The 24,482-nt window shown below is 43.2% G+C and carries 23 protein-coding genes and 1 riboswitch; of the genes, 11 read left to right on the top strand and 12 right to left on the bottom strand.

The genetic code is table 11. The annotated features are described in order from the left end of the window. Positions 1–47 precede the first annotated feature (47 nt). Together GWR56_RS17675 and GWR56_RS17670 are read right to left on the bottom strand one after the other, a co-directional pair. A complete protein-coding gene (locus GWR56_RS17675) occupies positions 48–1,127 on the bottom strand; it encodes a DUF3667 domain-containing protein (RefSeq protein ID WP_162432525.1) in 1,080 nt (359 codons plus the stop codon). A 2-nt stretch (positions 1,128–1,129) separates the two neighbouring features. After that, on the bottom strand, positions 1,130–2,389 hold the full coding sequence (locus GWR56_RS17670) for a nucleoside permease (protein WP_162432524.1): 1,260 nt from the start codon (positions 2,387–2,389) through the stop codon (positions 1,130–1,132). Positions 2,390–2,547: 158 nt separating this feature from the next. Between GWR56_RS17670 and GWR56_RS17665 the strand changes: the two genes are divergently transcribed. After that, positions 2,548–3,144: a porin family protein gene (locus GWR56_RS17665; RefSeq protein WP_162432523.1), complete on the top strand. Its 597-nt coding sequence runs from the start codon at positions 2,548–2,550 to the stop codon at positions 3,142–3,144. Between the two features lie 57 nt (positions 3,145–3,201). Here the strand turns inward: GWR56_RS17665 and GWR56_RS17660 are convergent, their stop codons facing one another. The 3 genes from GWR56_RS17660 to GWR56_RS17650 are packed head-to-tail and all read right to left on the bottom strand — an operon-like array spanning position 3,202 to position 5,575. Further along, positions 3,202–3,801: a bifunctional nuclease family protein gene (locus tag GWR56_RS17660; RefSeq protein ID WP_162432522.1), complete on the bottom strand. Its 600-nt coding sequence runs from the start codon at positions 3,799–3,801 to the stop codon at positions 3,202–3,204. A 27-nt stretch (positions 3,802–3,828) separates the two neighbouring features. Continuing rightward, positions 3,829–4,806 carry an electron transfer flavoprotein subunit alpha/FixB family protein gene (locus tag GWR56_RS17655; protein WP_162432521.1) on the bottom strand — a complete coding sequence of 326 codons (978 nt, stop codon included), beginning with the start codon at positions 4,804–4,806 and terminating at the stop codon, positions 3,829–3,831. A gap of 28 nt (positions 4,807–4,834) precedes the next feature. After that, positions 4,835–5,575 carry an electron transfer flavoprotein subunit beta/FixA family protein gene (locus GWR56_RS17650; protein ID WP_162432520.1) on the bottom strand — a complete coding sequence of 247 codons (741 nt, stop codon included), beginning with the start codon at positions 5,573–5,575 and terminating at the stop codon, positions 4,835–4,837. A 76-nt stretch (positions 5,576–5,651) separates the two neighbouring features. Between GWR56_RS17650 and GWR56_RS17645 the strand changes: the two genes are divergently transcribed. Next, positions 5,652–5,993 carry a heme biosynthesis protein HemY gene (locus GWR56_RS17645; RefSeq protein WP_162432519.1) on the top strand — a complete coding sequence of 114 codons (342 nt, stop codon included), beginning with the start codon at positions 5,652–5,654 and terminating at the stop codon, positions 5,991–5,993. A 42-nt stretch (positions 5,994–6,035) separates the two neighbouring features. Here GWR56_RS17645 and dnaB read toward each other — a convergent pair whose 3' ends face one another. Then, complete coding sequence (dnaB, locus tag GWR56_RS17640) at positions 6,036–7,595, bottom strand: replicative DNA helicase (protein ID WP_162432518.1); 1,560 nt, start codon at positions 7,593–7,595, stop codon at positions 6,036–6,038. Positions 7,596–7,877: 282 nt separating this feature from the next. On the opposite strand from dnaB, the gene rlmB reads away from it, so the two are divergent. Beyond that, positions 7,878–8,657: a 23S rRNA (guanosine(2251)-2'-O)-methyltransferase RlmB gene (gene rlmB / locus GWR56_RS17635; RefSeq protein ID WP_238395261.1), complete on the top strand. Its 780-nt coding sequence runs from the start codon at positions 7,878–7,880 to the stop codon at positions 8,655–8,657. Positions 8,658–8,746: 89 nt separating this feature from the next. On the opposite strand, the gene GWR56_RS17630 is transcribed toward rlmB, so the two are convergent. Beyond that, a complete protein-coding gene (locus GWR56_RS17630; RefSeq protein ID WP_162432517.1) occupies positions 8,747–9,832 on the bottom strand; it encodes a mannose-1-phosphate guanylyltransferase in 1,086 nt (361 codons plus the stop codon). A gap of 240 nt (positions 9,833–10,072) precedes the next feature. Between GWR56_RS17630 and recQ the strand changes: the two genes are divergently transcribed. Next, on the top strand, positions 10,073–12,265 hold the full coding sequence (gene recQ, locus GWR56_RS17625) for a DNA helicase RecQ (RefSeq protein WP_162433248.1): 2,193 nt from the start codon (positions 10,073–10,075) through the stop codon (positions 12,263–12,265). A gap of 145 nt (positions 12,266–12,410) precedes the next feature. Here recQ and GWR56_RS17620 read toward each other — a convergent pair whose 3' ends face one another. Beyond that, entirely contained in the window at positions 12,411–13,292 is an 882-nt protein-coding gene (locus GWR56_RS17620; protein ID WP_162432516.1) for an SRPBCC family protein, read from the bottom strand. Between the two features lie 111 nt (positions 13,293–13,403). Beyond that, a riboswitch (cobalamin riboswitch) is annotated at positions 13,404–13,606 on the top strand. Between the two features lie 99 nt (positions 13,607–13,705). Between GWR56_RS17620 and GWR56_RS17615 the strand changes: the two genes are divergently transcribed. The 4 genes from GWR56_RS17615 to GWR56_RS17600 all read left to right on the top strand — a co-directional run bounded on the left by GWR56_RS17615 (position 13,706) and on the right by GWR56_RS17600 (position 18,195). Further along, on the top strand, positions 13,706–15,724 hold the full coding sequence (locus tag GWR56_RS17615; RefSeq protein ID WP_162432515.1) for a TonB-dependent receptor: 2,019 nt from the start codon (positions 13,706–13,708) through the stop codon (positions 15,722–15,724). A 9-nt stretch (positions 15,725–15,733) separates the two neighbouring features. Continuing rightward, the gene (locus tag GWR56_RS17610; RefSeq protein ID WP_162432514.1) at positions 15,734–16,792 is read left to right on the top strand and encodes a DUF5074 domain-containing protein; all 1,059 of its coding nucleotides are present in this window, start codon (positions 15,734–15,736) and stop codon (positions 16,790–16,792) included. A gap of 50 nt (positions 16,793–16,842) precedes the next feature. Further along, positions 16,843–17,418 carry a DUF6580 family putative transport protein gene (locus GWR56_RS17605; protein ID WP_162432513.1) on the top strand — a complete coding sequence of 192 codons (576 nt, stop codon included), beginning with the start codon at positions 16,843–16,845 and terminating at the stop codon, positions 17,416–17,418. Between the two features lie 93 nt (positions 17,419–17,511). Further along, positions 17,512–18,195 carry an NAD-dependent deacylase gene (locus tag GWR56_RS17600; protein WP_162432512.1) on the top strand — a complete coding sequence of 228 codons (684 nt, stop codon included), beginning with the start codon at positions 17,512–17,514 and terminating at the stop codon, positions 18,193–18,195. Here GWR56_RS17600 and GWR56_RS17595 read toward each other — a convergent pair. Beyond that, positions 18,189–18,467: a UBP-type zinc finger domain-containing protein gene (locus GWR56_RS17595; protein WP_162432511.1), complete on the bottom strand. Its 279-nt coding sequence runs from the start codon at positions 18,465–18,467 to the stop codon at positions 18,189–18,191. The two genes, GWR56_RS17600 and GWR56_RS17595, sit on opposite strands and share 7 nt — an antisense overlap. A gap of 119 nt (positions 18,468–18,586) precedes the next feature. Between GWR56_RS17595 and GWR56_RS17590 the strand changes: the two genes are divergently transcribed. Then, positions 18,587–19,843, top strand: a complete 1,257-nt coding sequence (locus tag GWR56_RS17590; protein ID WP_162432510.1) for a putative DNA modification/repair radical SAM protein — start codon at positions 18,587–18,589, stop codon at positions 19,841–19,843. 2 nt (positions 19,844–19,845) lie between these two features. After that, positions 19,846–20,604, top strand: a complete 759-nt coding sequence (locus GWR56_RS17585) for a TIGR03915 family putative DNA repair protein (RefSeq protein ID WP_162432509.1) — start codon at positions 19,846–19,848, stop codon at positions 20,602–20,604. An 886-nt stretch (positions 20,605–21,490) separates the two neighbouring features. Here the strand turns inward: GWR56_RS17585 and GWR56_RS17580 are convergent. Beyond that, entirely contained in the window at positions 21,491–22,078 is a 588-nt protein-coding gene (locus GWR56_RS17580; RefSeq protein ID WP_162432508.1) for a dihydrofolate reductase family protein, read from the bottom strand. Between the two features lie 173 nt (positions 22,079–22,251). Here GWR56_RS17580 and GWR56_RS17575 point away from each other — a divergent pair, with 173 nt between their 5' ends. After that, positions 22,252–23,622: a PhoH family protein gene (locus GWR56_RS17575; protein WP_238395260.1), complete on the top strand. Its 1,371-nt coding sequence runs from the start codon at positions 22,252–22,254 to the stop codon at positions 23,620–23,622. A gap of 82 nt (positions 23,623–23,704) precedes the next feature. Here the strand turns inward: GWR56_RS17575 and GWR56_RS17570 are convergent, their stop codons facing one another. Both GWR56_RS17570 and GWR56_RS20725 read right to left on the bottom strand, forming a co-directional pair. Beyond that, a complete protein-coding gene (locus GWR56_RS17570; protein WP_162432507.1) occupies positions 23,705–24,025 on the bottom strand; it encodes a hypothetical protein in 321 nt (106 codons plus the stop codon). Positions 24,026–24,030: 5 nt separating this feature from the next. Beyond that, positions 24,031–24,156, bottom strand: coding sequence for a hypothetical protein (locus tag GWR56_RS20725; RefSeq protein ID WP_255456699.1), 126 nt, complete (start codon positions 24,154–24,156; stop codon positions 24,031–24,033). Between the last annotated feature and the right edge of the window lie 326 nt (positions 24,157–24,482).

Here is a 24,482-nt window from a genome sequence, read left to right as displayed (position 1 = left end):
AAAAGGCTTGTGCAGGTATTTTGCGCAAGCCTTTCATTGTAGCCGGTTTATATCGATGTTAGAGCGGTGATGCCTACCAGGATCAAAGAGCACACGCAAAACACAAACAAATACATTAATGAAACGCCTATCAGTTTGCTTACCGTGCGCCATCTGCTACGGTTGTAAACGGTTCTGAAAGACCGGTACACGTACCAAAGTATTATGATATAAGCCGCAATTCCAACCCAATCCATCACGGTATCCCAACTGGCAGGTAATATCATGCTAATGATCAATACGACAGTAAGAAACAGGAATAAAAAGCAATGAAGATGGATGGAATAGATCAAATGTTCTACATATAGCTTTCGATTTTTCCAAAAAGCTATTTTCAGTATCAGAGCAAATAACGGCAACAGCAAGAACATCATTTTAGGGATATTGTGTTTAAACCCCTCGATAAAAATTTCAGTCGCATTCTTTCCCTGGTTTTTCCAGTCATAGCCTTTTTTGACAAAATAGCGCTCTATAAAGTTATCTCGTTCGCCTGGTGCAAGCTTACTTTGATTAGCCAGATACTCCTCGTAAGTCTTTTCATTAGCGTTGCTTCCAAATACTGTAAAATTGCCGTCACCGTCTGATTTCTTTTTAACTTTTTTTGCCGCAGTATTATTTGAGCTGTCGTTTTTTGTCGTCAGTTTTTCAGAAATAGCATCCTTTTGCTGCGGGGTCAGGTGCTTGTCATTGTTAATGTCTTTTTTCACCGCCTTTTTTAAACTGTCGGAAAGTACAGACTCGTTTTGTTTACTGTCTCTTACAGTTAAAATGTTATGCTTTTTGTTCTGAAAGAAGAGTAAAAAAAATACCAGACTTATAAAAATGTACATTTTAACGGGATGCAGGTATTGCGCCCTGCGGCCGGCCAGGTATTCGTTAGTGAGTTTGCCGGGTTTAAACAATAATGGATTAAGCGTGTGAAAAAATTGGTCGTCAAAATGAAAGTAATCACTCACCGCATGGGTTATCATATGCCCAAAACTTTCTTTCATTTCCAGGTTTTCTTGCCCGCAGTTATGGCAAAATTTACCTTGTAAGTCAGTACCGCAGTTAAGGCAGTCATTTCCCTGCCGGTAGTGCTTTTTCATCGTCAGGCCTTTTCTATAGCATGTTTAAGGGCCGCATTGTGCTTATATTTAAACACAAACGGAAAAATTATGGCAATAGCTAAAGCATAACCCGCAAAGCTTAGCCAGATGCCATGCCAGTCTTTTTGGCCATTAGCCAGTATAAAATATTTATCAATAAGCCAGCCGCTTATATTGCTGCCGAAGAAGGCGCCAAAACCGTTAACCATCATCATAAACAAGCCTTGCGCACTTCCACGGATCTCGGGCGCAGCCTGTGTTTCTACAAACAACGAACCTGAGATGTTAAAGAAATCGAACGCCATACCGTACACAATGCACGATAGGATGATCATCCATAAACCATCGGCAGGGTTGCCAAACGCAAAAAGGCCGAACCGAAGCACCCAGGCTATCATGCTGAACAGCATAACGTACTTTATACCAAATTTACGCAGAAAGAAGGGTATAGCCAGGATGAATAATGTTTCGGATATCTGCGATATCGACATGATGATTGCAGGCACTTTAACCGCAATAGTATCTTTATAAGCCGCGACATTTTTAAAATCATGCAGGTAGGTATCGCCGTAAGCATTTGTTAGCTGCAATGCAGCGCCCAATAACAACGAGAACGCAAAGAAAATGGCAAACCTTGACGATTTGAACAATGCGAAGGCATTTAAACCAAAGCTGTTTGCAAACGACCTGGTTGCAGCCTTTTTTAACATGGGTAAGCACTTCGGCAATGTAAACGAATAAATACCCAAAGTAGCGGCAACTCCGGCCGCTATGTAAAATTGATTGGCGGAGGTTTCGTTATCTGTTAAACTTACGGCCCATAATGCAGCGATAAAGCCCACCGTGCCCCATGTGCGTATAGGCGGGTAAGCTTTCACCACATCTATCTTTTGGCTTTTCAAGGCCGAGTAAGCTACGGTGATAGATAATGATAGGGTAGGCATATAAAAAGCCATATTTAACAGCATCACCCAAAAAAAAGTTGCCGGGTTGGTTACCATTGGTAGCGCACACAGTGTTGCAGCCCCCAGTAAGTGCATTATTCCATAAAGTTTTTCGGCGTTGATGAACCTGTCTGACAGAATACCGGTAAGGGTTGGCATAAAAATAGAAGCTATGCCCATAGTTGAAAAGATGGCCCCAAACTGCGCGCCCGACCAATTTTTGTTTTGAAACCAGTATGCACCAATGGTTAGCAACCACGCTCCCCATATAAAAAATTGCATAAAATTCATCAGTATTAAGCGTAACTTAATATTCATACAGCACTGGTTTAAACAATTAATAGTTTTGAAAATAAAGGCGGAAAATAGCGAAATTAAGCGATATGAGAAAGCTATAAAAACAACATTTAACAGCGGGGTGTGTGGCAAACGGTTTGATAAATTAATTATCTTCGCGCCAACTTTAATCACAATTTATGAACAAATTTTTTACTTCAGTACTTATTATTCTGGCTGCATCTACGGCAGCGTTCTCTCAATCAAAAGGCAAAACCGAATTAGGTTTAAATGTAGGCTTAAACATAGCCAATGTGTCGGCCAGCGGTGTTAACAATGATGACCCCCGCATTGGCTTTAACCTTGGCGTATCTGCTGATCATTACTTTTCCGAAACATGGAGCTTTAAAGCGAAGGTAAGCTACGATCAAAAAGGGTGGAACAATGGTTACCTTAACAATTTTACAACAAATTACCAGGTTAACTACATCACCATCCCGGTAATGGCTAACTGGCACTTTGGCGGTACCAAAAACTGGTATTTAAACTTTGGCCCGTATGTTGGCATTCTGCTTAACGCAACAGAAACCGCGGATGGTACAGATTTGAAACCTATTTTCAACTCAACCGATTTTGGTGCCGACCTGGGTATTGGTGTTAAGTTCCCGCTTGCAGAGAAAGCTAAATTGTTTATCGAGCTTAATGGCCAGGCAGGGATTAACGATATTGCGAAAAATAACACAGGCTCTACGCTAAGGAATAGCGTATCGGCTATCAATATTGGTGTTAACTTTTAAACTGATATATCAAACAAAAAGAGCGGGTAAATTACCCGCTCTTTTTGTTTGAACCTTTTACGATGATTTACGCTTATTTAGCTCATCGCGTATCTTAGCTGCCTTTTCATAAGCCTCTTCGGCAAGTGCTTGCTGCAGGCGGGTTTTTAGTTCATCGTCGCTTAACGACGTATAAGTGCCTGTTGCTGAAGTATGGGTTTTTTCTTCCGGAGTTTCATTTATGTTCTCCAGGTAAACAAAATCGTTACCTTCGATAACTATACCTGCTGTTGAAAGAATAAATTCATAAGTATAAATAGGACATTCAAACCTTACCGATATCGCAATGGCATCGGATGTACGGGCGTCTATCTCTATCATTTTTTTTCCGTCGCTGCAAATAAGCTTTGAATAAAAGATACCATCAACCAGGTTATAAATTATAATTTCCTGAACGGTGATATTGAACGCCTGGCCAAGGCTCTTGAACAGATCGTGCGTTAATGGCCGGCTGGGTGTCATCTTTTCTATCTCTATAGCAATAGCTTGCGCCTCAAAGCTGCCAATAATGATTGGCAGCCTGCGGCGGCCGCTTACTTCGCCCAGAACCAAAGCATAAGCGCCTGACTGTGTTTGACTGTAAGATAACCCTACAATATCCAGCTTGATCTTTTTCATGTCGTTACCCATCACAGCGATTTCTTTTTAAGCTGATGCTTTATATTCCTTAACAGCGGCAATTAATTTTGGTAATACCTCAAAGGCGTCGCCAACAATGCCATAATCAGCTACCTTAAAGAACGGCGCTTCGGCATCTTTGTTGATAACAACGATAACTTTTGACGAACTTATACCTGCAAGATGTTGTATAGCGCCCGAAATACCTATTGCAATATACAAATTCGGGCTAACCGCGATACCCGTTTGCCCAACGTGCTCTTCGTGCGGGCGCCAGCCGGCGTCTGATACAGGTTTAGAGCAGGCGGTAGCAGCTCCCAACAGGTTGGCCAACTCTTCTATCATACCCCAATTTTCGGGGCCTTTCATGCCACGGCCGGCCGATACCACTATCTCTGCATCAGGCAGCGACACCTTATCTGTCGACCGAACGATGTCTTTGATCATTTCCTTAAAGTCGGATGCCTTTGCTTCTGCATTGAAAACTTCCACCGGTGCTGCAGAACCGCCTTCAACAACTTTATATGAATTTGGCGTAAGCGCTATAACCTTATTAGCCGATGTTAACTCGACGGTGGCAAACGCCTTGCCCGAGAAGGCCGTTTTTTTAACAGTGAGTTTTCCACCGTTCTGTTCGGGCAGTGCAACTGCGCCATCGGCCACGCCGGCTTGCAGCTTAACGCCCAGGCGAGGAGCCAGGCCACGCCCGCTGAAGGAATTTGATAATACTACAATATCAGCACCATTAGCTTTTGCTGCTTCGGCAATAACCGAAGCATAGGCCTGGTTTATAAAATTCTTTAATTTCTCGTTAGATACGTTTAAAACTTTTTCGGCGCCGTATTTGCCTAAGGCGGCTAATTCCTCGTTAGCAACATCACCAATTGAAATGGCTATAAGGTTGGTGTTATTTTGAGCAGCAATTGCTTTGGCGTATGATACCGCTTCGAAAGTTGATTTCTTGAACTTTCCGGCTGCATTTTCCGCGTATATTAAAACTGACATATTTGAATATTGATCGTTAAAACCTAAATTATATAACCCTTGCTTGTGTGTGCAGCAAGTCAACCAGTTTTGCCGGGTCCTCTGCCGGAACCAAATTAACCTGGCCGCGGGGCGGGGGCGTTTCGTAACTGATGATCTGCGATAGCGTTTGTACCTCAACAGCTTCAACAACAGTTAATGGTTTGGTACGTGCGCTCATTATACCACGCATGTTTGGTATTTTAGGTTCGGCAACGCCTTCGGCGCAACCCGCCACAAAAGGGAAAGGAATTGTAAGTACTTCCTTTCCGCCTTCAATTTCGCGCTCAACGGTTGCTTCGCTGTCGGTTGCGTCCAGCTTTTTGATGATAGATACAGAAGGGATGTCGAGCAATTCGCCCAGCATACCGGCAACTTTGGAGCCATTGTAATCAATAGATTCGCGGCCGGTAAGTATCAGGTCAAAGGGGTTTGCCTTAACATACTCTGCAATTTGATATGCAACGTACCAGGCATCCTGCGGTCTGGCATTTATACGCACCGCGTCAGCAGCGCCAATAGCCAGCGCTTTGCGAATGGTAGCTTCGGTGTTTGCTTCGCCAACATTAATTACGGTTACGCTGCCTTTGCCGCCATCAGTTAATTCAATTGCGCGGGCAAGCGCTATTTCGTCATATGGGTTAAGGATAAACTGGACCCCGTTTGTATTAAATTGGGTGTTGTTATCTGTAAAGGTTATTTTTGTAGTGGTATCCGGAACATTGCTGATACATACCAGTATTTTACTCATTATAATTGGTTTATATATTTACAGGTATTGGTAATTAGGGTGCTGCAAATTTAGTTTAAAAAACAGAGAGTTTAAAATGGAGATAAGCAGATTAGAAAAGCTGTTGGCATTTATACAGAACGAACCCGAAGACGAATTTTTAAAATATGCGCTGGCAACTGAATACCTGCGACTTAACGATACCGGAAAGGCTCTGGGCTATTACGAAGACCTGGTAAACAATCATCCAGATTATACAGGCACTTATTACCACCTGGGTAAATTATATGAAGCCCTTAACCGAAAAGACGATGCCATTAGCACTTACGAGAAAGGGATGGAAATAACAAAAGCCAAACGGGATATGCACGCGTTCTCAGAATTGCAGGCTGTTTACCGTTCGGCTATGGGCTTTGAGGAAGATGATGATGATTATTAAAAAGTCAAGATAAAGGATCAAGAGTCACGGCTATAAGGTCTTCTAAAACGGCGGTTCATCCTCCATATCATCCATTCTTGATGGACGGATGATAAAATTGCTTGGTTTACTATCAAAGTCTGTTGACGGGTTTAAACCTGCAAAAGCGTTACCCGCCGGCGGAAAACTATCCATACCCTGGTCAAGATCGGTGAATTTAACATATTTACCCACAAATTTTAATCGCACACGGCCGGTTTCGCCGTTACGGTGCTTGGCTATGATAACCTCGCCAACGCCTTGCGTAGGGTTGTTATCCTCATCCACATCCAACCCGTAGTATTCGGGACGATAAAGAAAAAGCACCATATCCGCATCCTGCTCAATAGAGCCGGATTCACGCAAGTCTGACAGCATCGGCCTTTTTGAGCCACCCGGCCTGTTCTCTACCGCACGGCTTAACTGCGACAGTGCAATTACCGGCACATTCAGTTCCTTGGCTACGGTTTTGAGCGCACGCGAAATACTACCAATTTCCTGCTCGCGGTTGCCGCCTTTGCCATCGGCCTTACCCTGCATCAGCTGCAGGTAATCGATAATGATCAGTTGGATATCATGCTGCGATTTTAAACGGCGGCATTTGGCACGAAACTCAAATATATTTAGTGAAGGGGTATCATCAATGATCAAAGGCGCTGCCTCCAGGCGACCAATTTTGGAATGGATCTGCTGCCATTCCCATTCTTCCAGTGTACCTTTTCTAATCTTCTCCTGTTCAATTTCGGTTTCGCCCGATATTAGACGGTTAACCAACTGAACAGAAGACATCTCGAGCGAGAACACCACTACGGGCTTGTCAAAATCAACCGCGGCGTTGCGGGCGCAGCTTAATACAAAGGCGGTTTTACCCATTGCCGGGCGGGCAGCTATAATAACCAGGTCAGACCGTTGCCAGCCAGAGGTCATCCTGTCCAGGTCTGTAAAGCCCGATGCAACACCGGTTAAGCCGTCCTTCTTGTCTTTAAGCGCTTCAATATCCTTTAAAGCTTCATGCATCAGGTCGTCCATCTTGCGCGAATCCCGGCGAAGGTTGTTCTGCGCTATCTCAAAAAGGTTCTTCTCAGCTTTGTCCAAAAGGTCTAATACGTCGCTCGTATCTTCGTAAGCGGTGTTGATCACCTCAGTAGATATCCTGATCAGCTCGCGTTGTATAAATTTTTGGATGATGATACGTGAGTGATACTCAATGTTAGCGGCCGATGCTACACGGTTAGTCAACTCGGTAATGTAATACGCGCCGCCTATCATTTCCAGTTCGCCCTGTTGGCGCAGCTGCGCTGTAACAGTTAGGATATCTACCGGCGATGTTTTTTCGAACAGGATGCGGATGGCGTTAAATATTTTCTGGTGATTATCCTTATAAAAAACCTCGGGTTTCAGTACATCAATTACGGATGAAAGGGCATCCTTTTCGAGCATCAGGGCTCCTAAAACAGCCTCTTCAAGGTCAACTGCCTGGGGGGGCAATTTGCCCAAGCCGGCATATGGTGTAGGGTTGGTTATCCTGCTTCTTCTATCGGTTGAATTGGGCTTATAATTAGGAGTATCGTTCTCAAATGTCATGATGAAACAAAAATATATAAAAAATGTTCATAGCTGTTTTTAAATCGCTAACAACAAAGTTTTCCACATAATAAAAACATTATCAGCACTATAAATTTCAACGCTAATAATTAACACTAAATGTTTATAACGTGTTAATAACGGCATAAGTACCTGATTACTATTGATGTTTATAAGTCTCTGTTATTGTTAAGTATTATCAACAATACTGTTAAGCGGGTAAGTCCAATAACCGTTAAATGAGTTAATTTAGGTACTTTTGGCGAAAATAATTTTAATAAAATGGCATATAATTCTAAACCCCCGCCGCGCGAAGGCAACCAGATGGTTTTCGGAATTCGGGCGGTGATTGAGGCGATATTGGCAGGCAAGGAAATTGAAGCTTTGTACCTGCAGCGCGGTCTGGGCGGCGGGTTGCTCAATGAGCTTAAAGAGGTGATGAACGAATACAAGGTAACAGGCCAGCAGGTACCTGTTGAAAAGCTGAATCGCATCACCATGAAAAACCACCAGGGTGTTATCGCCTTTATATCGCCTATTATTTATCAAAAAATAGAGAATATAATACCCGATATATTTGAAAGGGGCGAAGTGCCCCTGATATTGGTGCTGGATAGCATTACCGACGTGCGCAATATGGGCGCTATTGCACGTACGGCCGAGTGCGCTGGCGTACATGCTATAGTTATCCCGGCGAAGGGCTCAGCGCAGATAAACCCGGACGCCATCAAAACATCCGCTGGTGCGCTATACAAGATACCCGTATGCCGCCATGATAACTTTATGCAAACCGTAAAATTTTTGCAGGAATCGGGATTACAACTGGTTTGCTGCACCGAAAAAACAAACGATTATATCTACAAGCCTGATTATACCGCGCCAACAGCAATTGTAATGGGATCAGAAGAAGACGGTATTCGTAACGAGATCATTCGTATAAGCGATCATCTTGCTAAGATACCCATGTTTGGCGAGATCGAATCGCTTAATGTTTCGGTATCTACAGCTGTAATATTGTATGAAGCGATAAGGCAGCGAACCTTAAGCCCCCCAACCCCCTGAAGGGGGAGTTTTTGAAAGCATAAGGCCCGGTTTGATTTCCAAATCGGGCCTGTTTAATATTCTGCGCCCCCTTCAGGGGGTTGGGGGGCTTAAATATATTTTGTCCCGAACTTGTTCTTCACGTCCGCAACTATTTGTTTAACATTTTGCTCCTGGTCGCGCGGACAAATAAGCAGGGTGTTGTTAGATTCTACCACGATGTAATCGTGCAGGCCTTGTAGTATTACCAGCTTTTCGCCGGGTACATTTACCATACAATTGCTGCTGTCATACATAATTACCTTTTCTGATGGTATTACGGCATTGCCTACGTAATCCTTCTCGGCCAGCTGGTATATCGACGCCCAGGTGCCCAGGTCGCTCCAGCCAAACTCAGACGGCAGCACGTAAACATTAGGTGCCTTTTCCATAATACCGTAGTCGATGGATATGTTTATGCAGCGTTGATATACCTTGTGTACAAACTCCTTCTCTTCATCAGTGTTATAAACCGAGCGCGCCTCGGCAAATATCTCATGCATTTCGGGCAGGTGGCTGTTAAACGAATCGACGATGGCTTTCGCCGACCATACAAATATCCCGGCGTTCCATAAGAAATCGCCGCTTTGAATAAAGGTTTTGGCAATATCAACAGTGGGTTTTTCGGTAAAGGTTTTCACCTTATGAAAATCATCGTTCAGTATTTGATCGGTATACTGTATATAGCCGTAACCGGTATCCGGTCTGGAAGGCTTAATGCCCAGGGTTATCAAACAGTCGTTTTGAGATGCGGTTTCTAACGATTTTTGTATCGTATCAATAAATGCAGCCTCGTCAAGTATAAGGTGGTCTGATGGGGCCACAACAATAGCGGCATCAGGGTTCAAGCTTTCTATCTTAAAACAACCGTATGCAACGCATGGCGCCGTATTGCGCATAACCGGCTCGGTTAATATTTGCTGGTCGGCCATGTCCGGTAATTGCTTTTTTACCAGGCTGGTATAGTTTTCGTTAGTAACAACGTAAATGTTTTCTTTTGGGCATACCTTCAAAAAACGCTCGTAAGTGTTTTGTATAAGCGTTTTGCCGGTACCCAGTATATCTATAAATTGCTTTGGGTGCGATGTTCTGCTGATAGGCCAAAAACGACTGCCGATACCGCCAGCCATTATAATGGCATAATAGTTTTTATTCATTGTATAATTGTAGATTTTAATTTGGCAAACCAATGCTAAATATGTGCATTAATTTGTAAATTCATTATGGGATAAAACTAAATATTTCAATACAAATTTTACCATTTGTAAAAGCGATAAATAAACAAATTGTTTTTAATCAAATAATCATTTTAGTATAAAATTTTTAACAAAACCAACCGTTTATTTATAAATTTTTGTTATTTTGAACCATAATTCCAAACGTACAAGTAAATAATGATAGAGACTAAGAAGTCGCTTTTTGATAACCTGCAAAATTTTTTCGGGTTTGATAACTTTAAGGGTGAACAAGAAGCGATCATAACTAATATTTTAGCCGGTAACGACACTTTTGTGATAATGCCTACAGGCGGAGGTAAATCAATGTGTTACCAGTTACCGGCATTAATGAGCGAAGGCACAGCGATTGTGATATCCCCGCTTATTGCTTTAATGAAAAATCAGGTAGACCAGTTAAGGGCTTTTGGCGGCTCAGACAGCATAGCTCATTTTTTAAATTCATCACTCACCAAAGCAGATATATTAAAAGTTAAGGACGATGTATTAAGCGGGAAAACCAAACTGCTATACGTAGCGCCCGAATCATTGACCAAACAGGAAAACGTTGATTTTTTAAGATTGAACCAGGTGTCGTTCGTTGCGGTTGACGAAGCGCATTGTATTTCTGAATGGGGGCATGATTTTAGGCCCGAATACCGCAAAATACGCCAGGTAATAAGTAACATAGGCGATGATATACCCATTATAGCCCTTACCGCTACCGCTACGCCGAAGGTACAGCAGGATATTCAAAAGAACCTGCAAATGAACAATGCCACTGTTTTTAAATCGTCGTTTAACCGCAGTAACCTTTTTTATGAGGTTAGGGCCAAACGTAACGCTATAAAGGAGATTGTTAAGTTTGTTAAGCAAAACCAGGGCAAATCGGGCATTATATACTGCCTTAGCCGTAAAAAGGTTGAAGAAGTTGCAGAAGCACTTAATCTTAACGGTGTAAAGGCTTTGCCTTACCATGCCGGTTTAGACCCGAAAGTGCGCGCCGATACACAGGACAAATTCCTGATGGAAGATGTTGATGTAATTGTAGCTACTATAGCTTTTGGTATGGGTATAGACAAACCCGATGTGAGGTATGTTATACACCACGATATGCCGAAAAGCATGGAGGGCTATTACCAGGAAACCGGGCGCGCCGGCCGTGACGGGGGCGAAGGGGTTTGCGTTGCGTTTTACTCGGGTAAGGATATTGATAAGCTGCAGAAGTTTATGAAGGATAAACCTGTAGCCGAGCGCGAGATAGGTACACAGATATTGAAGGAGGTTATTGACTACGCCGAATCGTCTGTTTGCCGTCGTAAACAATTATTGCATTACTTTGGCGAGAACTTTAACGAAGCAGGCTGCAATAATATGTGCGATAATTGCTGCGGCCCTAAAGTGCATTTTGATGGCGAAGAACACCTGCACAGGGTGCTAAGCCTGATCAGGCTGATAGGCGAAAAGTTTGATGATTGCCACATCATCAATATACTAATGGGTAAGGATGATACGCAGGTAAAAAATTATAAACACGACAAACTGGATTATTTTGGGTCGGGTATTGAGCAGGGTGAAAACCTTTGGAACTCCCTGATGCGCCAGGCATTGCTAAATAATTTCCTTTATAAAGATATTGACCAATACGGTGTATTGCACTTAACAAAAACTGGCAACGCATTTATTGACAATCCTTACAGTATCCGTTTTCTGCTAAACCGGGAAATGGGACCAACTGATGATGACGATACTGACGAAGGGCCAAAACAAGGTGGAGGGGCTTTAGATACCCAATTGCTGCAAATGCTTAAGGACCTGCGTAAAAAACTGGCGAAACAAAAAGGGCTGCCTCCGTTTGTCATTTTCCAGGATCCATCGTTAGAGGAAATGTGCACCCACTACCCGGTAAATACCGAGGAACTGAAACAAATATCAGGCGTAGGGGCGGGTAAAGCGTTGAAATTCGGTGCTCCGTTTGTAGATCTGATCAGCAAATATGTTGAGGACAATGATATTGACCGCCCGGTAGATATGGTCATAAAAAGCGCCGCAAATAAATCGGCATTAAAAGTATTCATTATTCAGAACATCGACAGGCATTTAAACCTTGATGATATAGCTGCTTCAAAAGGGCTTACGTACGAAGATATCCTGAAAGAAGTGGAAACTATAGTTAACTCGGGCACCAAGCTAAACCTTAACTATTATATCGATGAAATGATTGATGAGGATAAGCAGGAAGAGGTTTACGATTACTTTAAATCGGCTGAAGTTGATTCTATCGATACCGCTTTAGCCGAACTTGGCTCAGACGACTATACCCGTGAGGAAGTTCAGTTAATGCGCATTAAATTCTTGTCAGAAGTGGGTAACTAATTATATCTACCCATATTAGGATAATAAAAGAGCCCCGAATTCGGGGCTCTTTTATTATCCTGGTTTTATTATTTAAGTTGCTAAAGTTGGTAACCTTACAACTGTGATTTAATTGTACAACGATACCGGTAAATAACAAGTGTTGCTACATCGCCTGGTGTTCATTACCCGGAGATGGCCTCTCTTCTATGGGTTCTATATGAGATTGATAACGGGATGACTGGTCATCAGCAACTGTATCTTCTGATGAGGTACGCTCAACTACCGTTTCTTCAATTACTATAGCAACAGGTTCTTCATATGCCGGTGACGAAGCGCCGCCATCAATGTCCATATATTGTTTAAAGTTGCGTACATCATTATCAACCATGTTTTTAAATACAGGGTTTAATATATGTGCGATACTGCCTCCAAAGCCACCTGCCGGCGGTCGGTAAGAGATAACGATGTCTATTAAAGTGCCTTCGCCATCCGGGCTGTCCTGGAAACGTACCTTACCTGCATTATCAATCAGAGAGCCGGGCAGCGAGCTCCAACCTATAGCATAACCCGGCTCATCATTTACAATTTCGGCATCCCAGCTCACTTTAGCAACGCCTGTGGGCAGCTTTAACACCCAGTGCGACCGCTTGTCGTCTATCTGCTCAACACTTTCCAGATGTTTCATAAATAACGGCAGGTTGTCCAGTTTACGCCAAAAATCGTACACCTCTTGTCGTGGTTTGTTAATGAGGTACGACGAACGGATATTAACGTTAACAGGCTCAGTAGTGTTGCGGCCCATACGCGAGTAGAGTTCGCAATGGCCGGTAACCCCCCGGGTGAGCAGGTAGCCGCCCGCACCTATTTTAATGATGCTGGAGAACGGGCTTTTAAATAGGCCTTTAAAGCCCGATAGTGCAAGCTTTACACCACCTGCAATTGACAGGGTGCGTTCTGTTTGCGATAAATTGGTGCTTAATGAGCTGTTACGCGCCTCTGAGGCAGAAGTAGCACGCCATCTATTTTCTAATGTTGATGTTGTCATAATATAATTATTATATACCTGTTAAACACGCTAATAAACAGCAGGTTTTCTTTTATTGAAATTAATTTAGCCGCCGCCAATATTAATATTTGGGTTTAACAATTGTAATAGTACATTTGCCATGCTTTAGGTTTCTGCCGGGAGAACGTTCCCGGGAGAATTAAAAGGGAATACGGTGTAAATCCGCAACTGTCCCGCAGCTGTAAGCTCTGTTAACCAATGCCCATCAAAAATGTCACTGTCCGTTAGTTGCGGGTGGGAAGGCAGGCAAAGGGGAGTAAGTCAGAATACCTGCCTCAGCATTATATTATTCACAGCTTTCGGGGATTGAAGCTTGAGTGTGGATGCTTTTTTATACCGGCGTTTTCCATTCTGTGTAGTTCCTGTATGCTGTAAGTTTTTTTGCTTGCAACATGAAAAAAAAATTATCGTGCATTTTTACGTATAAACGCGTTAAATACGTGTGCTTTGTATGGATACTTCTTTTTCCAACTATTAAGGTATTTGCACAGCAAGACACAAGCAAAAAACTAAAAGAGGTCCTGATATCATCTGCAAAGGCACCCTATATCCAAACCATAACCCCATCACAACAGGTTGCGGCGGCCGATTTTACCCGGTATAGCGCTGCCAGCGTTGCGGACGCGATACGAAATTTTGCGGGAGTAAATATCAAAGACTACGGCGGCATTGGTGGTTTAAAAACGGTATCTGTACGCGGCCTGGGTGCTAATCATGTGGCGGTATTATATGATGGTGTGCAGATCAACGATGCCGAGAACGGGCAGGTTGACCTGGGAAGGCTCAATCTTAACAATATACAGCACATAGCCTTATACAACGGGCAGCCTCCCAATATCCTGCAGCCTGCACGGTCATTTGCATCCGCCAGTATCCTTTCCATAACAACTATTAAGCCCCGGTTAAATACTGATAAACCATATCTTATAACCGCAGGAGTTAAAACCGGTTCGTTCGGTTTGTTTAATACTTATGTGCAATGGCAGCAGCGTTTAAGCAATAGCTGGTCGTTCATCATAAATGGCTATTTGCAAAAGGCTAATGGCCGCTATACTTACATCAACGACGACGGACTGGCTAAAAGCAAACAAACACGGTTAGGTTCGGCCATTAATGCGCAACAGGTTGATGGCGCGCTTTATTGGACAAAAAACGACAGCAGTAAGTTTAACTTTCATGCTAACTATTATAATTCGGGTAGGGGGCTTCCCGGCCCTGTTATTATCAACAAACCACCGCCTGCAGGCCAGCGCTTATGGAACAAAGACCTGTTTTTGCAAGCCGGTTACGAACATGTGTTTAGCCACGGTATCCATTTGCTGGTTAACAGCAAGTTTTCTCAAAATTACCTGCATTATTTTAACCCCCAGTTTCCGAGTTCTGCCGGTTTTCTGGATCAGCAGTTTAAGCAGCATGAATACTACCAGTCGGCGGCGTTGTCCTATCACCTTCTACCAAATTGGGAAGTTTCATACGCAACAGATATCTCTGTAAATAACATGAGCGCTAATTTGCCTGGGTTTCGCTATCCAACACGGTTTGCGTTGTTAAATGTGTTGGCAAGCACACTGGTGCTCGGAAAAACCACCTTGCAGGCAAGCCTGCTTAATACAGATATCTCGGAGTCGGTTGCTACGGGTACTACCATTCCGCATCGCAATATATTTTCGCCAACGATAATGGCTACCATAAAACCGTTTGATGACCAGGGCTTCCAGGTAAGGGGCTTTTATAAGTATATTTTCCGGGCGCCAACTTTCAACGAATTGTATTATAATTTCATTACTAATACTAAACTTAAACCAGAGTTTACCAATCAGTATAACCTTGGCTTCACCTATAGCAGAAACCTTAACGGCTTTTTTCAATACATCAGTCTTACTACGGATGCTTACTATAACAACGTAAAAGACAAGATCGTATATACACCTAATTTATACAATGGTTCAGTAGAAAATTTTGGTAAAGTTGACATTAAAGGGCTGGATGCCGGCTTAAAGACACAGGCTGGGTTAGGGGCGGGGTATAACATTGTGCTATCAGCTAACTACTCCCATCAGCAGGCACAAAACCTAACCGACCCAACATCCTCTATCTACCTTAATCAGTTGCCTTACGTCCCAAAAAACACCTTTGCATTTAATATCGGCGTAACCACAGGGCCGATGGGGGTTTATTATAATCAACAACAACTTTCCTCACGATACTACAACAATAATAATAATGACGACGATCGCCTGCCAAAATATACGGTAAGTGATGCAGCGTTGGTTTATAAAGGCGCTTGCAAAGGTCTGCCTTTGGTGGTATCCGCGGAGGTTAATAACCTGTTTAACAAAGGCTATATGGTGGTGCAAAGTTATCCCATGCCCGGCCGCTCTGTACGAATCACATTTCAAATAACTATATAACATCATCAAATGAAACACTTTAAACCAAAGTACCTGTTTATTTCGCTTGCTTTTGCCACTTTACTTACATCGTGCAGTAAAGAAAAGGTACAACCTACCCCTGATAAGCCCGATGCCGAAAGGGCCGGGCTGTATATTTTAAACCAGGGCGGCATTGGCCACAATAACAGTACGCTTTCGTATTATGATTACACCGCTAAAAAGCTTACACCGGACATTTTTGCCGCCATCAATACCGAAAAATTAGGCGATACCGGTAATGACCTGGGGATCTATGGCTCAAAAATGTTCATTGTGGTAAACAATTCAGACCTGGTGGATGTAGCCGAAGCAAAAACGGTTAAGCTGATCAAAAAGATCAGTATTACACAACCACGCAGTATCGTTTTTTACAAAAGCAATGCCTTTGTAACATCTTACAATGGTACAGTATCAGTGATCGATACTGCCTCGCTTGCTATAGTTAAAAGCATAAAAGTTGGCCGAAATCCCGAGCAAATGGCTGTATCAAATGGTAAATTATATGTAGCCAATTCGGGGGGCTTAGATTATCCCGACCTGGATAAAACAGTGTCGGTAATTGACCTTGCCACCTTAAGCGAAACCAAAAAGATAACGGTAACGGTTAACCCAATCACCATCGCTGCGGATACTTACGGCAACGTTTATGTGCTATCTGCAGGTAACTATAACGATGTATCGGCCGGTATCACTATTATAAATACAACTACTGATGCGGTTACGTCGCAAAGTGACCTAACCCTTGGATATAACCTGCCCATTGCTGCCAACGGCGATTATGTTTATTTTCCCACAGCTGATAATAAGATAGCAATGTATAACGCCAAAACCCAGCAGCCCGAGCGTGCAAACTTTATAACCGGCGATGTAACTATTACTTCCCCATATGCTATTACGATCGACAGCATTACCGGCGAAGTGTTTATTGCCGACGCCAAAGATTATTCGTCAAACGGATCTGTAACGGCGTTTGACAAGACCGGCAAAAAAGAATACACCATGGAAACCGGCGTAAGCCCGGGTAAAATAGTTTTGGTTAATAAATAGCATTTTAAATTGCAGTGTATTATCAATAAATTTGAACTTTAATTAAAACCATGTCATTACACAAGATCAACACCCGCAATAGCGTACTTATACTAATAATACTTGCTGCAACTGCAATGCGCCTTGTAAACACACAGGTGCCCCTGCTTAGTAATTTTACACCGGTGGGTGCCATAGCACTGTTTGCAGGTGCCTATTTTAATGATACGTGGAAGGCTTACCTTATACCGATGCTATCACTTTTTGTGAGCGATATTTTTGTGAATTATATTTACACGTACAAGTTGATTGTGTTTACCGGCAGCTCGTTATGGGTGTACGGTTGCTTTATGCTAATGGTATTGGTTGGCACTTTTATAAAAAAGGTGAATATAGTAAGCGTTGCAACAGCATCGGTAGTGTCGGTAATGATACACTGGCTAATTATGGATCTTCCATTTTTATACGGAACTTTTTATCCGCATACGCTTGCAGGCTATGGCCAATCGTTAACCGCAGCTATTTACCCGTTTGAAACAAACATGCTTATAGCCGATGCCTTATACGGCGCCATCCTGTTTGGCGGATTTGAACTGGCTAAAAGAAAGTATACTTCGCTGCAAACACAAAGGCAACTGGCTTTATAAATTAAATAAAATACAAAAAAAAGCGGTTAGCCATAGTTAACCGCTTTTTTTTGTGAGGCGAAAATGCGATGCTTTGCCTCAGATCTTAAAATTATGAAAAAAATAGTAGTGCTTACCGGCGCGGGAATAAGCGCTGAAAGCGGCCTAAAAACCTTCAGGGATACCGACGGCTTGTGGGAAGGATATAATATAGAAGATGTAGCCACACCCGAAGCCTGGGAGCGCAACCCCGAAATGGTGCAGGATTTTTATAATCAGCGCCGCAAATCGGTACTAGAGGCTAAGCCTAATGCCGCTCATTACGCGCTGACTAAACTTGAAGATAAATACGAGGTGACTATCATCACCCAAAACATCGACGACCTGCACGAGCGGGCTGGCTCAACCAATGTAGTACACCTGCATGGCATCATCACTCGGTCGCAGTCGAGCGTAAAGGCGAGCCTTACTTACCCCATTAATGGCTGGGAGATAAAAATGGGCGAGAAGTGCGAATTGGGATCGCAGCTGCGCGCACATGTGGTATGGTTTGGCGAAGCGGTACCCATGATAGAAACCGCGGCGCAAATTTGCAGCCAGGCCGACCTGTTTATTTTGATCGGTACTTCGCTGGCCGTTTATCCTGCCGCCGGGTTGATCAATTACGTGCCCCGGGAGGTAAAAAAATACATCATTGACCCAAACATACCTACTGCAAGTAACAGAAGCATCATTGAAATGCCTTATAAAGCTACAATAGGGGTACCTAAGCTGGTAGATGAGCTACTGGCTCAATAATCTGCAAATTGCTCGTCGGGATAACACCATAGCCAGCGCTCGCCGGGCTGAGCCGACGCTATTACCGGGTGATGCGCAGCGTGGTAATGTTTGGTCATGTGCTGTTCATCAGATTGGTCGCAGCACAAAGTGACCCTACAAGTTTGACAGGTGCGCAAATGGAACCATTTGGTGCCTTGTTTTATGCATTCTTCGCAAACGTGGTTGTCGCTCAGTTTAACTTCTTTAATGGCTTGCAGGTGCTCGCAAAATCCTGAATCTAAATCTGGCATATGTGTTTTTGTGTAAAGGTAATGAAGTCGGTGAAGAATACCATGTATTCCTAAAACATCTTAACAGTTCTGATATTAGTCATAAAAATTGCTAATAATATTAGTATTTTTGAAACGGTATGAATGTAGACAGGATAACAGGGAAGTTGAATATTTTGGCTGATGCAGCTAAGTATGACGTATCGTGCGCCAGCAGCGGAAGTAAGCGGAAGAACGAGAACAAAGGCCTTGGCAATGCCAGCAACGGCATATGCCATTCCTACACGGAGGATGGCAGGTGCGTGTCGTTATTAAAGATACTGTTAACTAACCATTGCATATTTGATTGCGCTTATTGTGTATCGCGCAAAAGCAATGATATTCAACGTGCAGCTTTTACAGTGCAGGAGGTGGTAGACCTTACCATTAACTTTTACCGTCGTAATTATATTGAAGGTTTGTTCCTCAGCTCGGGTATTTTCAAGGATGCTGATTTTACCATGGAGCGGCTTGTACGGGTGGCCAAAAAATTACGTACCGAGCATAATTTTAACGGCTATATTCACCTCAAATCTATCCCGGGTGCCAGCGACGAACTGATGAATGAAGCGGGCTTGTATGCCGACCGATTGAGCGTTAACCTGGAAATGCCCACCGAGGCCGGGTTGAAATTATTAGCGCCTGATAAAAATCAGGCGGATATGATCAAGCCTATGGGATATCTTAAAAGTGCCATTATCCAGCGCACTGAAGAAAAAAAGCTCTTCAAAAAAGCACCCATATTTGCGCCGGCAGGCCAAAGCACGCAGGTTATTATTGGCGCAACCCCCGAGAACGACAGCCAGGTGCTACAATCGGCTAACTATTTTTATAAGAACTTTAACTTAAAGCGGGTTTATTATTCGGGATATGTACCAGTGCTGGCCGATAGCCGCCTGCCTGCCTTAAACACCACCGTGCCAATGGTGCGCGAGAACCGCCTGTACCAGGCGGATTGGCTGATGCGCTTTTACGGTTTTAAGGTGAACGAGATTGTGAACGACAGCCAGCCGCACCTTGATCTGGATATCGACCCTAAATTAAGCTGGGCTATACGAAATATGCAGGTATTCCCGATTGATATTAATAAGGCCGACCTGCAAATGATCTTGCGCATACCCGGCATAGGCTTGCAATCGGCACAAAAGATTGTGGCTGCCCGCAGGTTTGGCAGGCTTAATTGGGACCAGCTAAAAAAAATAGGTGTGGCCCTTAACCGGGCAAAATTTTTTATCACTTGCAACAGCAGCCAATTTGAACGGCGCGACCTTACAGGTAGTAGCATTAAGCAGTTTATACTGGCGACATCGCAAAGCAAATTTTTAAAGAATACCCAGGTACAATTAAACTTGTTTTAACCATGACCACACTTATTTACGATGGCACTTTTGAAGGGCTTCTTACCGTTGTATTCGAAATTTACGATCGCCGGCTCGACCGCGTAAACCTGCAACGCAATCAACCGGATACTGCTGCCTTTTTTGAAAATAAGTTACAGGTAACAACAGATGAGATACGCGCTAACCGCGTTTTAAAAGGCCTGACACAAAGGATATCAGCAATGGGCATACAAAGGCTGTACGCCGCTCATTTAGCCGAAATGGAAGGGGAGGATAATAATCTGGTGGGATACATCAGGTATGCTTTTGATGCGGCGCAAAACATTGAAGAGGACTATGGCAACCGGTTTGTGCTGCGCGTATCAGAAATGGTACGCATGGTTAGGCGCGAAAAACACAGGATGGAAGCCTTTGTGCGCTTTCAGAAATTAAAGGACGATATTTTTTACGCCGCAGTTGAACCGGATTTTAATGTGTTGCCTTTGCTTATTCGCCATTTTAAAAGCCGCTACGCTGATCAAAAATGGATAATATATGATCTGAGGCGTAAATACGGCATCTATTACGACCTGCACGATACCCAATATATTTCGCTTGACTTTGCAAACATTGGCAAACCCGCCAATATTATAGCCGCATTTACGGAGGAGGAGACCATTTATCAGCACTTGTGGAAGAACTATTTTACCAGCGTAAACATTCCGTCACGAAAAAACACCAGGCTTCATGTGCGCCATATCCCTAAAAGATACTGGAAACATCTAACAGAAAAAATTTGAAATCTGGTTGATGCGCGCGTTTTATATGTGGCAGTATGTGTACCTGTTTTTAGTTTATTGTTAGTAACCGCGTTGTTTATAAACCCGGTCAAAAAGTTTGAAGCGCTTATATATCACGGCTTGTGTAATGTGGATAACCAGCTGTTTTATGTTAATAACATGTTAAAAAGAAAATAAAAAAAGGCCTTGACAAATGATGCTTTATGTTCCTATATTGTAATCATCAAGAACGACGTACTTTGACAGCCTTACAGGAATACAGAAACTTAATCGGGTGGACCCTCGGGCGAACTAAAGATAAGGGAAGTGCCTGAATCATGTAAAAGATCAAATTGCGAAAGCAGGTTTGTCTGGCAGATGATTAATGAGGTATTATGGGTTTTGCAAGATTCTACGGAGGGCGGCAAACAAAATAATGACCTTGAAGCAATCGGCGTAGCGTAACAAAGAGACATCGGCATTCAACGGAATAAAGAAGTATCAGCGTTGCACGAATAACAACGGAGTCGACTTCCCCTCGGGAGAAGTGACAACATCAATATTCGCAGAAGCAATGACCCATCCGCACTCGCAAGAGGAACGAAGGACACATGCGGAACGAATTTGGAAGCGTCACCATCCGCAAGGAGACAGACAAAGTTTGCATACGTGTCAACAATTGAAACATCGGCATTCACAGCGAATAAAGAGACATCGGCGTTCGCATTATACAAAGAGGAGATCAGGTCGGTTAATTTACACAAAACTTGATGCTTCATGATAGCCACGGCTATTCATGGGGTCGGGAAAAACGGAGGTCATTTCGAAAGAAGAGGCTTCCGTTTTCCTATTTTAAGGCATTTTCAATTAAGTTATGGCCCGCCTTCGAAATTCAACGGGCAGTGTTTTAGATCTGTAAAGCCCCTGCGTATTTATAAATATTGGTAACTACGCCAGATGATCCGACTGTACTGTTTATAAGCTCAAGTTTCCATGCTTCGGCGCTGTCTGTAAAAAAGCGTTTGCCGCTCCCCAGTAAAACCGGGTAAACAAATAATACCACCTCATCAACCATCCCGTGCGCAAACAATAACGATGTAACCGTCACACTTCCCCAAACAATAAGGTCGGGGCCGTCCTGTGCCTTTAAAGCGCGCAGGCCTTCAACAATATCTGCACCCAGGTCTTCAACCGGGCCCCATTCAAGGCTTTCGGGCCTATGGGTCGCAACGTATTTTTTCGCGGCGTTAAAACCGTCGGCAATTGCACCGCTTTGGGCGTTTGGCCAGTATCCTGCAAAAACATCATAAGTACGGCGGCCAAGCAGCAGGTCGTAATTGTGCCCATGGGCGGCAACAATGCCTTCTCCGGTTTGCTTATCGGCATATTGCATAGACCATCCGCTATGCGCAAAATCACTATCATCCTCGCGGCCTCCCGGCGATTGTACTACGCCATCTAATGAAATATGTGCCAGTACCTTTATTTTTCTCATCTTTTTTAAATTAGTTGATCATACTGCAAATTTAAAGCGGACAACGACACCTAATGAGGTGCAAACACGCCAATATAGGGGTATTTCGCGACTATCAGCCTACCGGTAAGGGTATAAGTGCTTTCGCTAACTATTAAAACATTTTCAACAACTGCAACCGCTCCCCAATCAAAATGCCTAATTTAGCATTAATGAACAACGACGCTACACACAAGCCCGACGGGAAGAAGAAAATATTTGTACTGGATACCTCGGTTATACTATATGACCACAACGCCTTTGAAAATTTTCATGAACATGACGTTGCCATACCCATACAGGTATTGGAAGAGCTTGACAACATGAAAAGCGGTAACGATACGCGTAATTTTGAGGCTCGCAGTTTTATCAGGCTGATGGACGATATGTCGCGCAGCAGGTTGATCAATCAATGGGTACCGCTAAACGGTAAAGGTAAGGGCTCTTTTAAAGTGATAATGGATGCCACCAACACCGGTGCGGATGCCGAAGTGGTTTTTGGATCAGATAAGATAGACCACCGCATCTTAAATGCTGCTTTGGGACTTCAGTTTGAAAACCCCGGCAAAAAAGTGATACTGGTATCTAAAGATATTTGCCTGCGTTTAAAGGCCAAGGCGTTAAATTTGTATGCCGAGGATTATGAAACCGGTAAGGTGAAAAATCTTGAGGAGCTTTACACAGGCAAAACTACATTGAATAATGTAACCGAAAAGCTTTTGAGCAAGCTAACAAAAAACCTTAGCATACCTGCTGATAATTTTAATATCCCCCTTGAGGCAGGCAACCAGTTTTATATTTTAAACGGTAAGCATGGCTCCGCATCCGGATTTTATAATTCGCAGAGCAAACAGGTAGAAACGGTGACCGAACAGCCTGTACTGAATATCTACCCCCGCAATATGGAACAGGGCTTTGCCATACACGCGCTGCTGCACCCCGATATTAAACTGGTAACTATACAAGGTAATGCCGGTACCGGTAAAACGCTGCTTGCATTGGCCAGCGCTTTAGAGCAGCGCAAGCACTATCGCCAGATATTTGTAACACGCCCCATAATACCGCTTAGTAATAAGGATATTGGCTTTTTGCCGGGTGATGTTAAATCAAAAATAGACCCATACATGGCCCCCATATGGGATAACCTGAAGTTTATTAAAGATCAGTTTGCCGAGGATGAGAAGATGCAGGCCAAACTTGATGAACTGGTGGCAAACGACAAGATATCAATAACGCCGCTGGCTTTTATACGCGGCCGTACCTTAAGCAAAATATTTTTTATTGTAGACGAGGCCCAAAACCTTACACCCCATGAGGTAAAAACCATTATATCGCGGGCCGGGGAAAACAGTAAATTTGTATTTACCGGTGATATTTACCAGATAGATACGCCATACCTCGATGCTGAAAGCAATGGCCTGTCGTATCTTATTGATAAGGCCAAAGGGCATCCGCTTTACGCCCATATCACCCTGCAAAAGGGTGAAAGGAGCGAACTGGCCAATTTAGCCACGGAACTGTTGTAAAATTTGTCATCCTGAGTGGGAGCTAAGGAACTACCCGGCGATAGATGCTCCACGATGTTCGGCCTGACAAGATGTTAACCTGTTACGTCCTTGGTCGTTTAGGGTTAAACGCAACCAGGTAATTCAATTCATCAGCAATAATGCTTTGGGCATCCGGCGCGTCTTTAACGGCGAGTGATTGCTTAAGCGCCGTCCTAACGGAGTTTAATACCTGCAGTAATATTTCGGGTACAATTTTGGTTACATTAGTAGGGAAGTAGTTCTTTTGTATACTTATCCTTTCGGCATTGTTTGCCATGCTAAACTCCCAGTTATCATCGGCTTTAAAACCATGCTCTTTAGCAAGGTTAGCAAGATCGTACAAGTATAATTTAGTTTGGATCTCTATCATTTGTTCGCTCATGATTCTTATTTTTTGCTTGACAGATCGGAAGAAGTCGAACCTTTTCCTGATTGATATGCTGATTGCTTTTTGGTCCCGTTTACTGCGGGGGCTTTTTTGGTTTCTTTAACCGTTTTTCTGTCTTTGCTCATGGTGTTTATTTTAAATGTATTATAATAGAATTATCGCCGGCAATCATCAGCTTAGCTGTTGCGCCGTATTACTGATTGGCAATGCCTGTATTGAAATTGCTTGTGTTGAGAAGGAATTTCTTAAAGCTAACCTTTATTTTTTAAATAGCGGCAGGTTTTTGCATTTTAAATAAGCTTTTAAAGCGGTAGCGTAAGATATACTTTGATGCTGATTTACAGCCCACTGCCCGTTTAGTTAAATTAATTTAACGCAAAGCCGTATAAAATGACTATATTGTACACCTACAAAGCATCCGCTTTTAAAGCGGATGCTTTTTTTATTCACT

The sequence above is a fragment of the Mucilaginibacter sp. 14171R-50 genome (genome assembly GCF_010093045.1).
Lineage (GTDB): Bacteria > Bacteroidota > Bacteroidia > Sphingobacteriales > Sphingobacteriaceae > Mucilaginibacter.
Note: the sequence above shows the minus strand (reverse complement) of the source record. Positions and strands in the feature narration are given on the sequence as shown.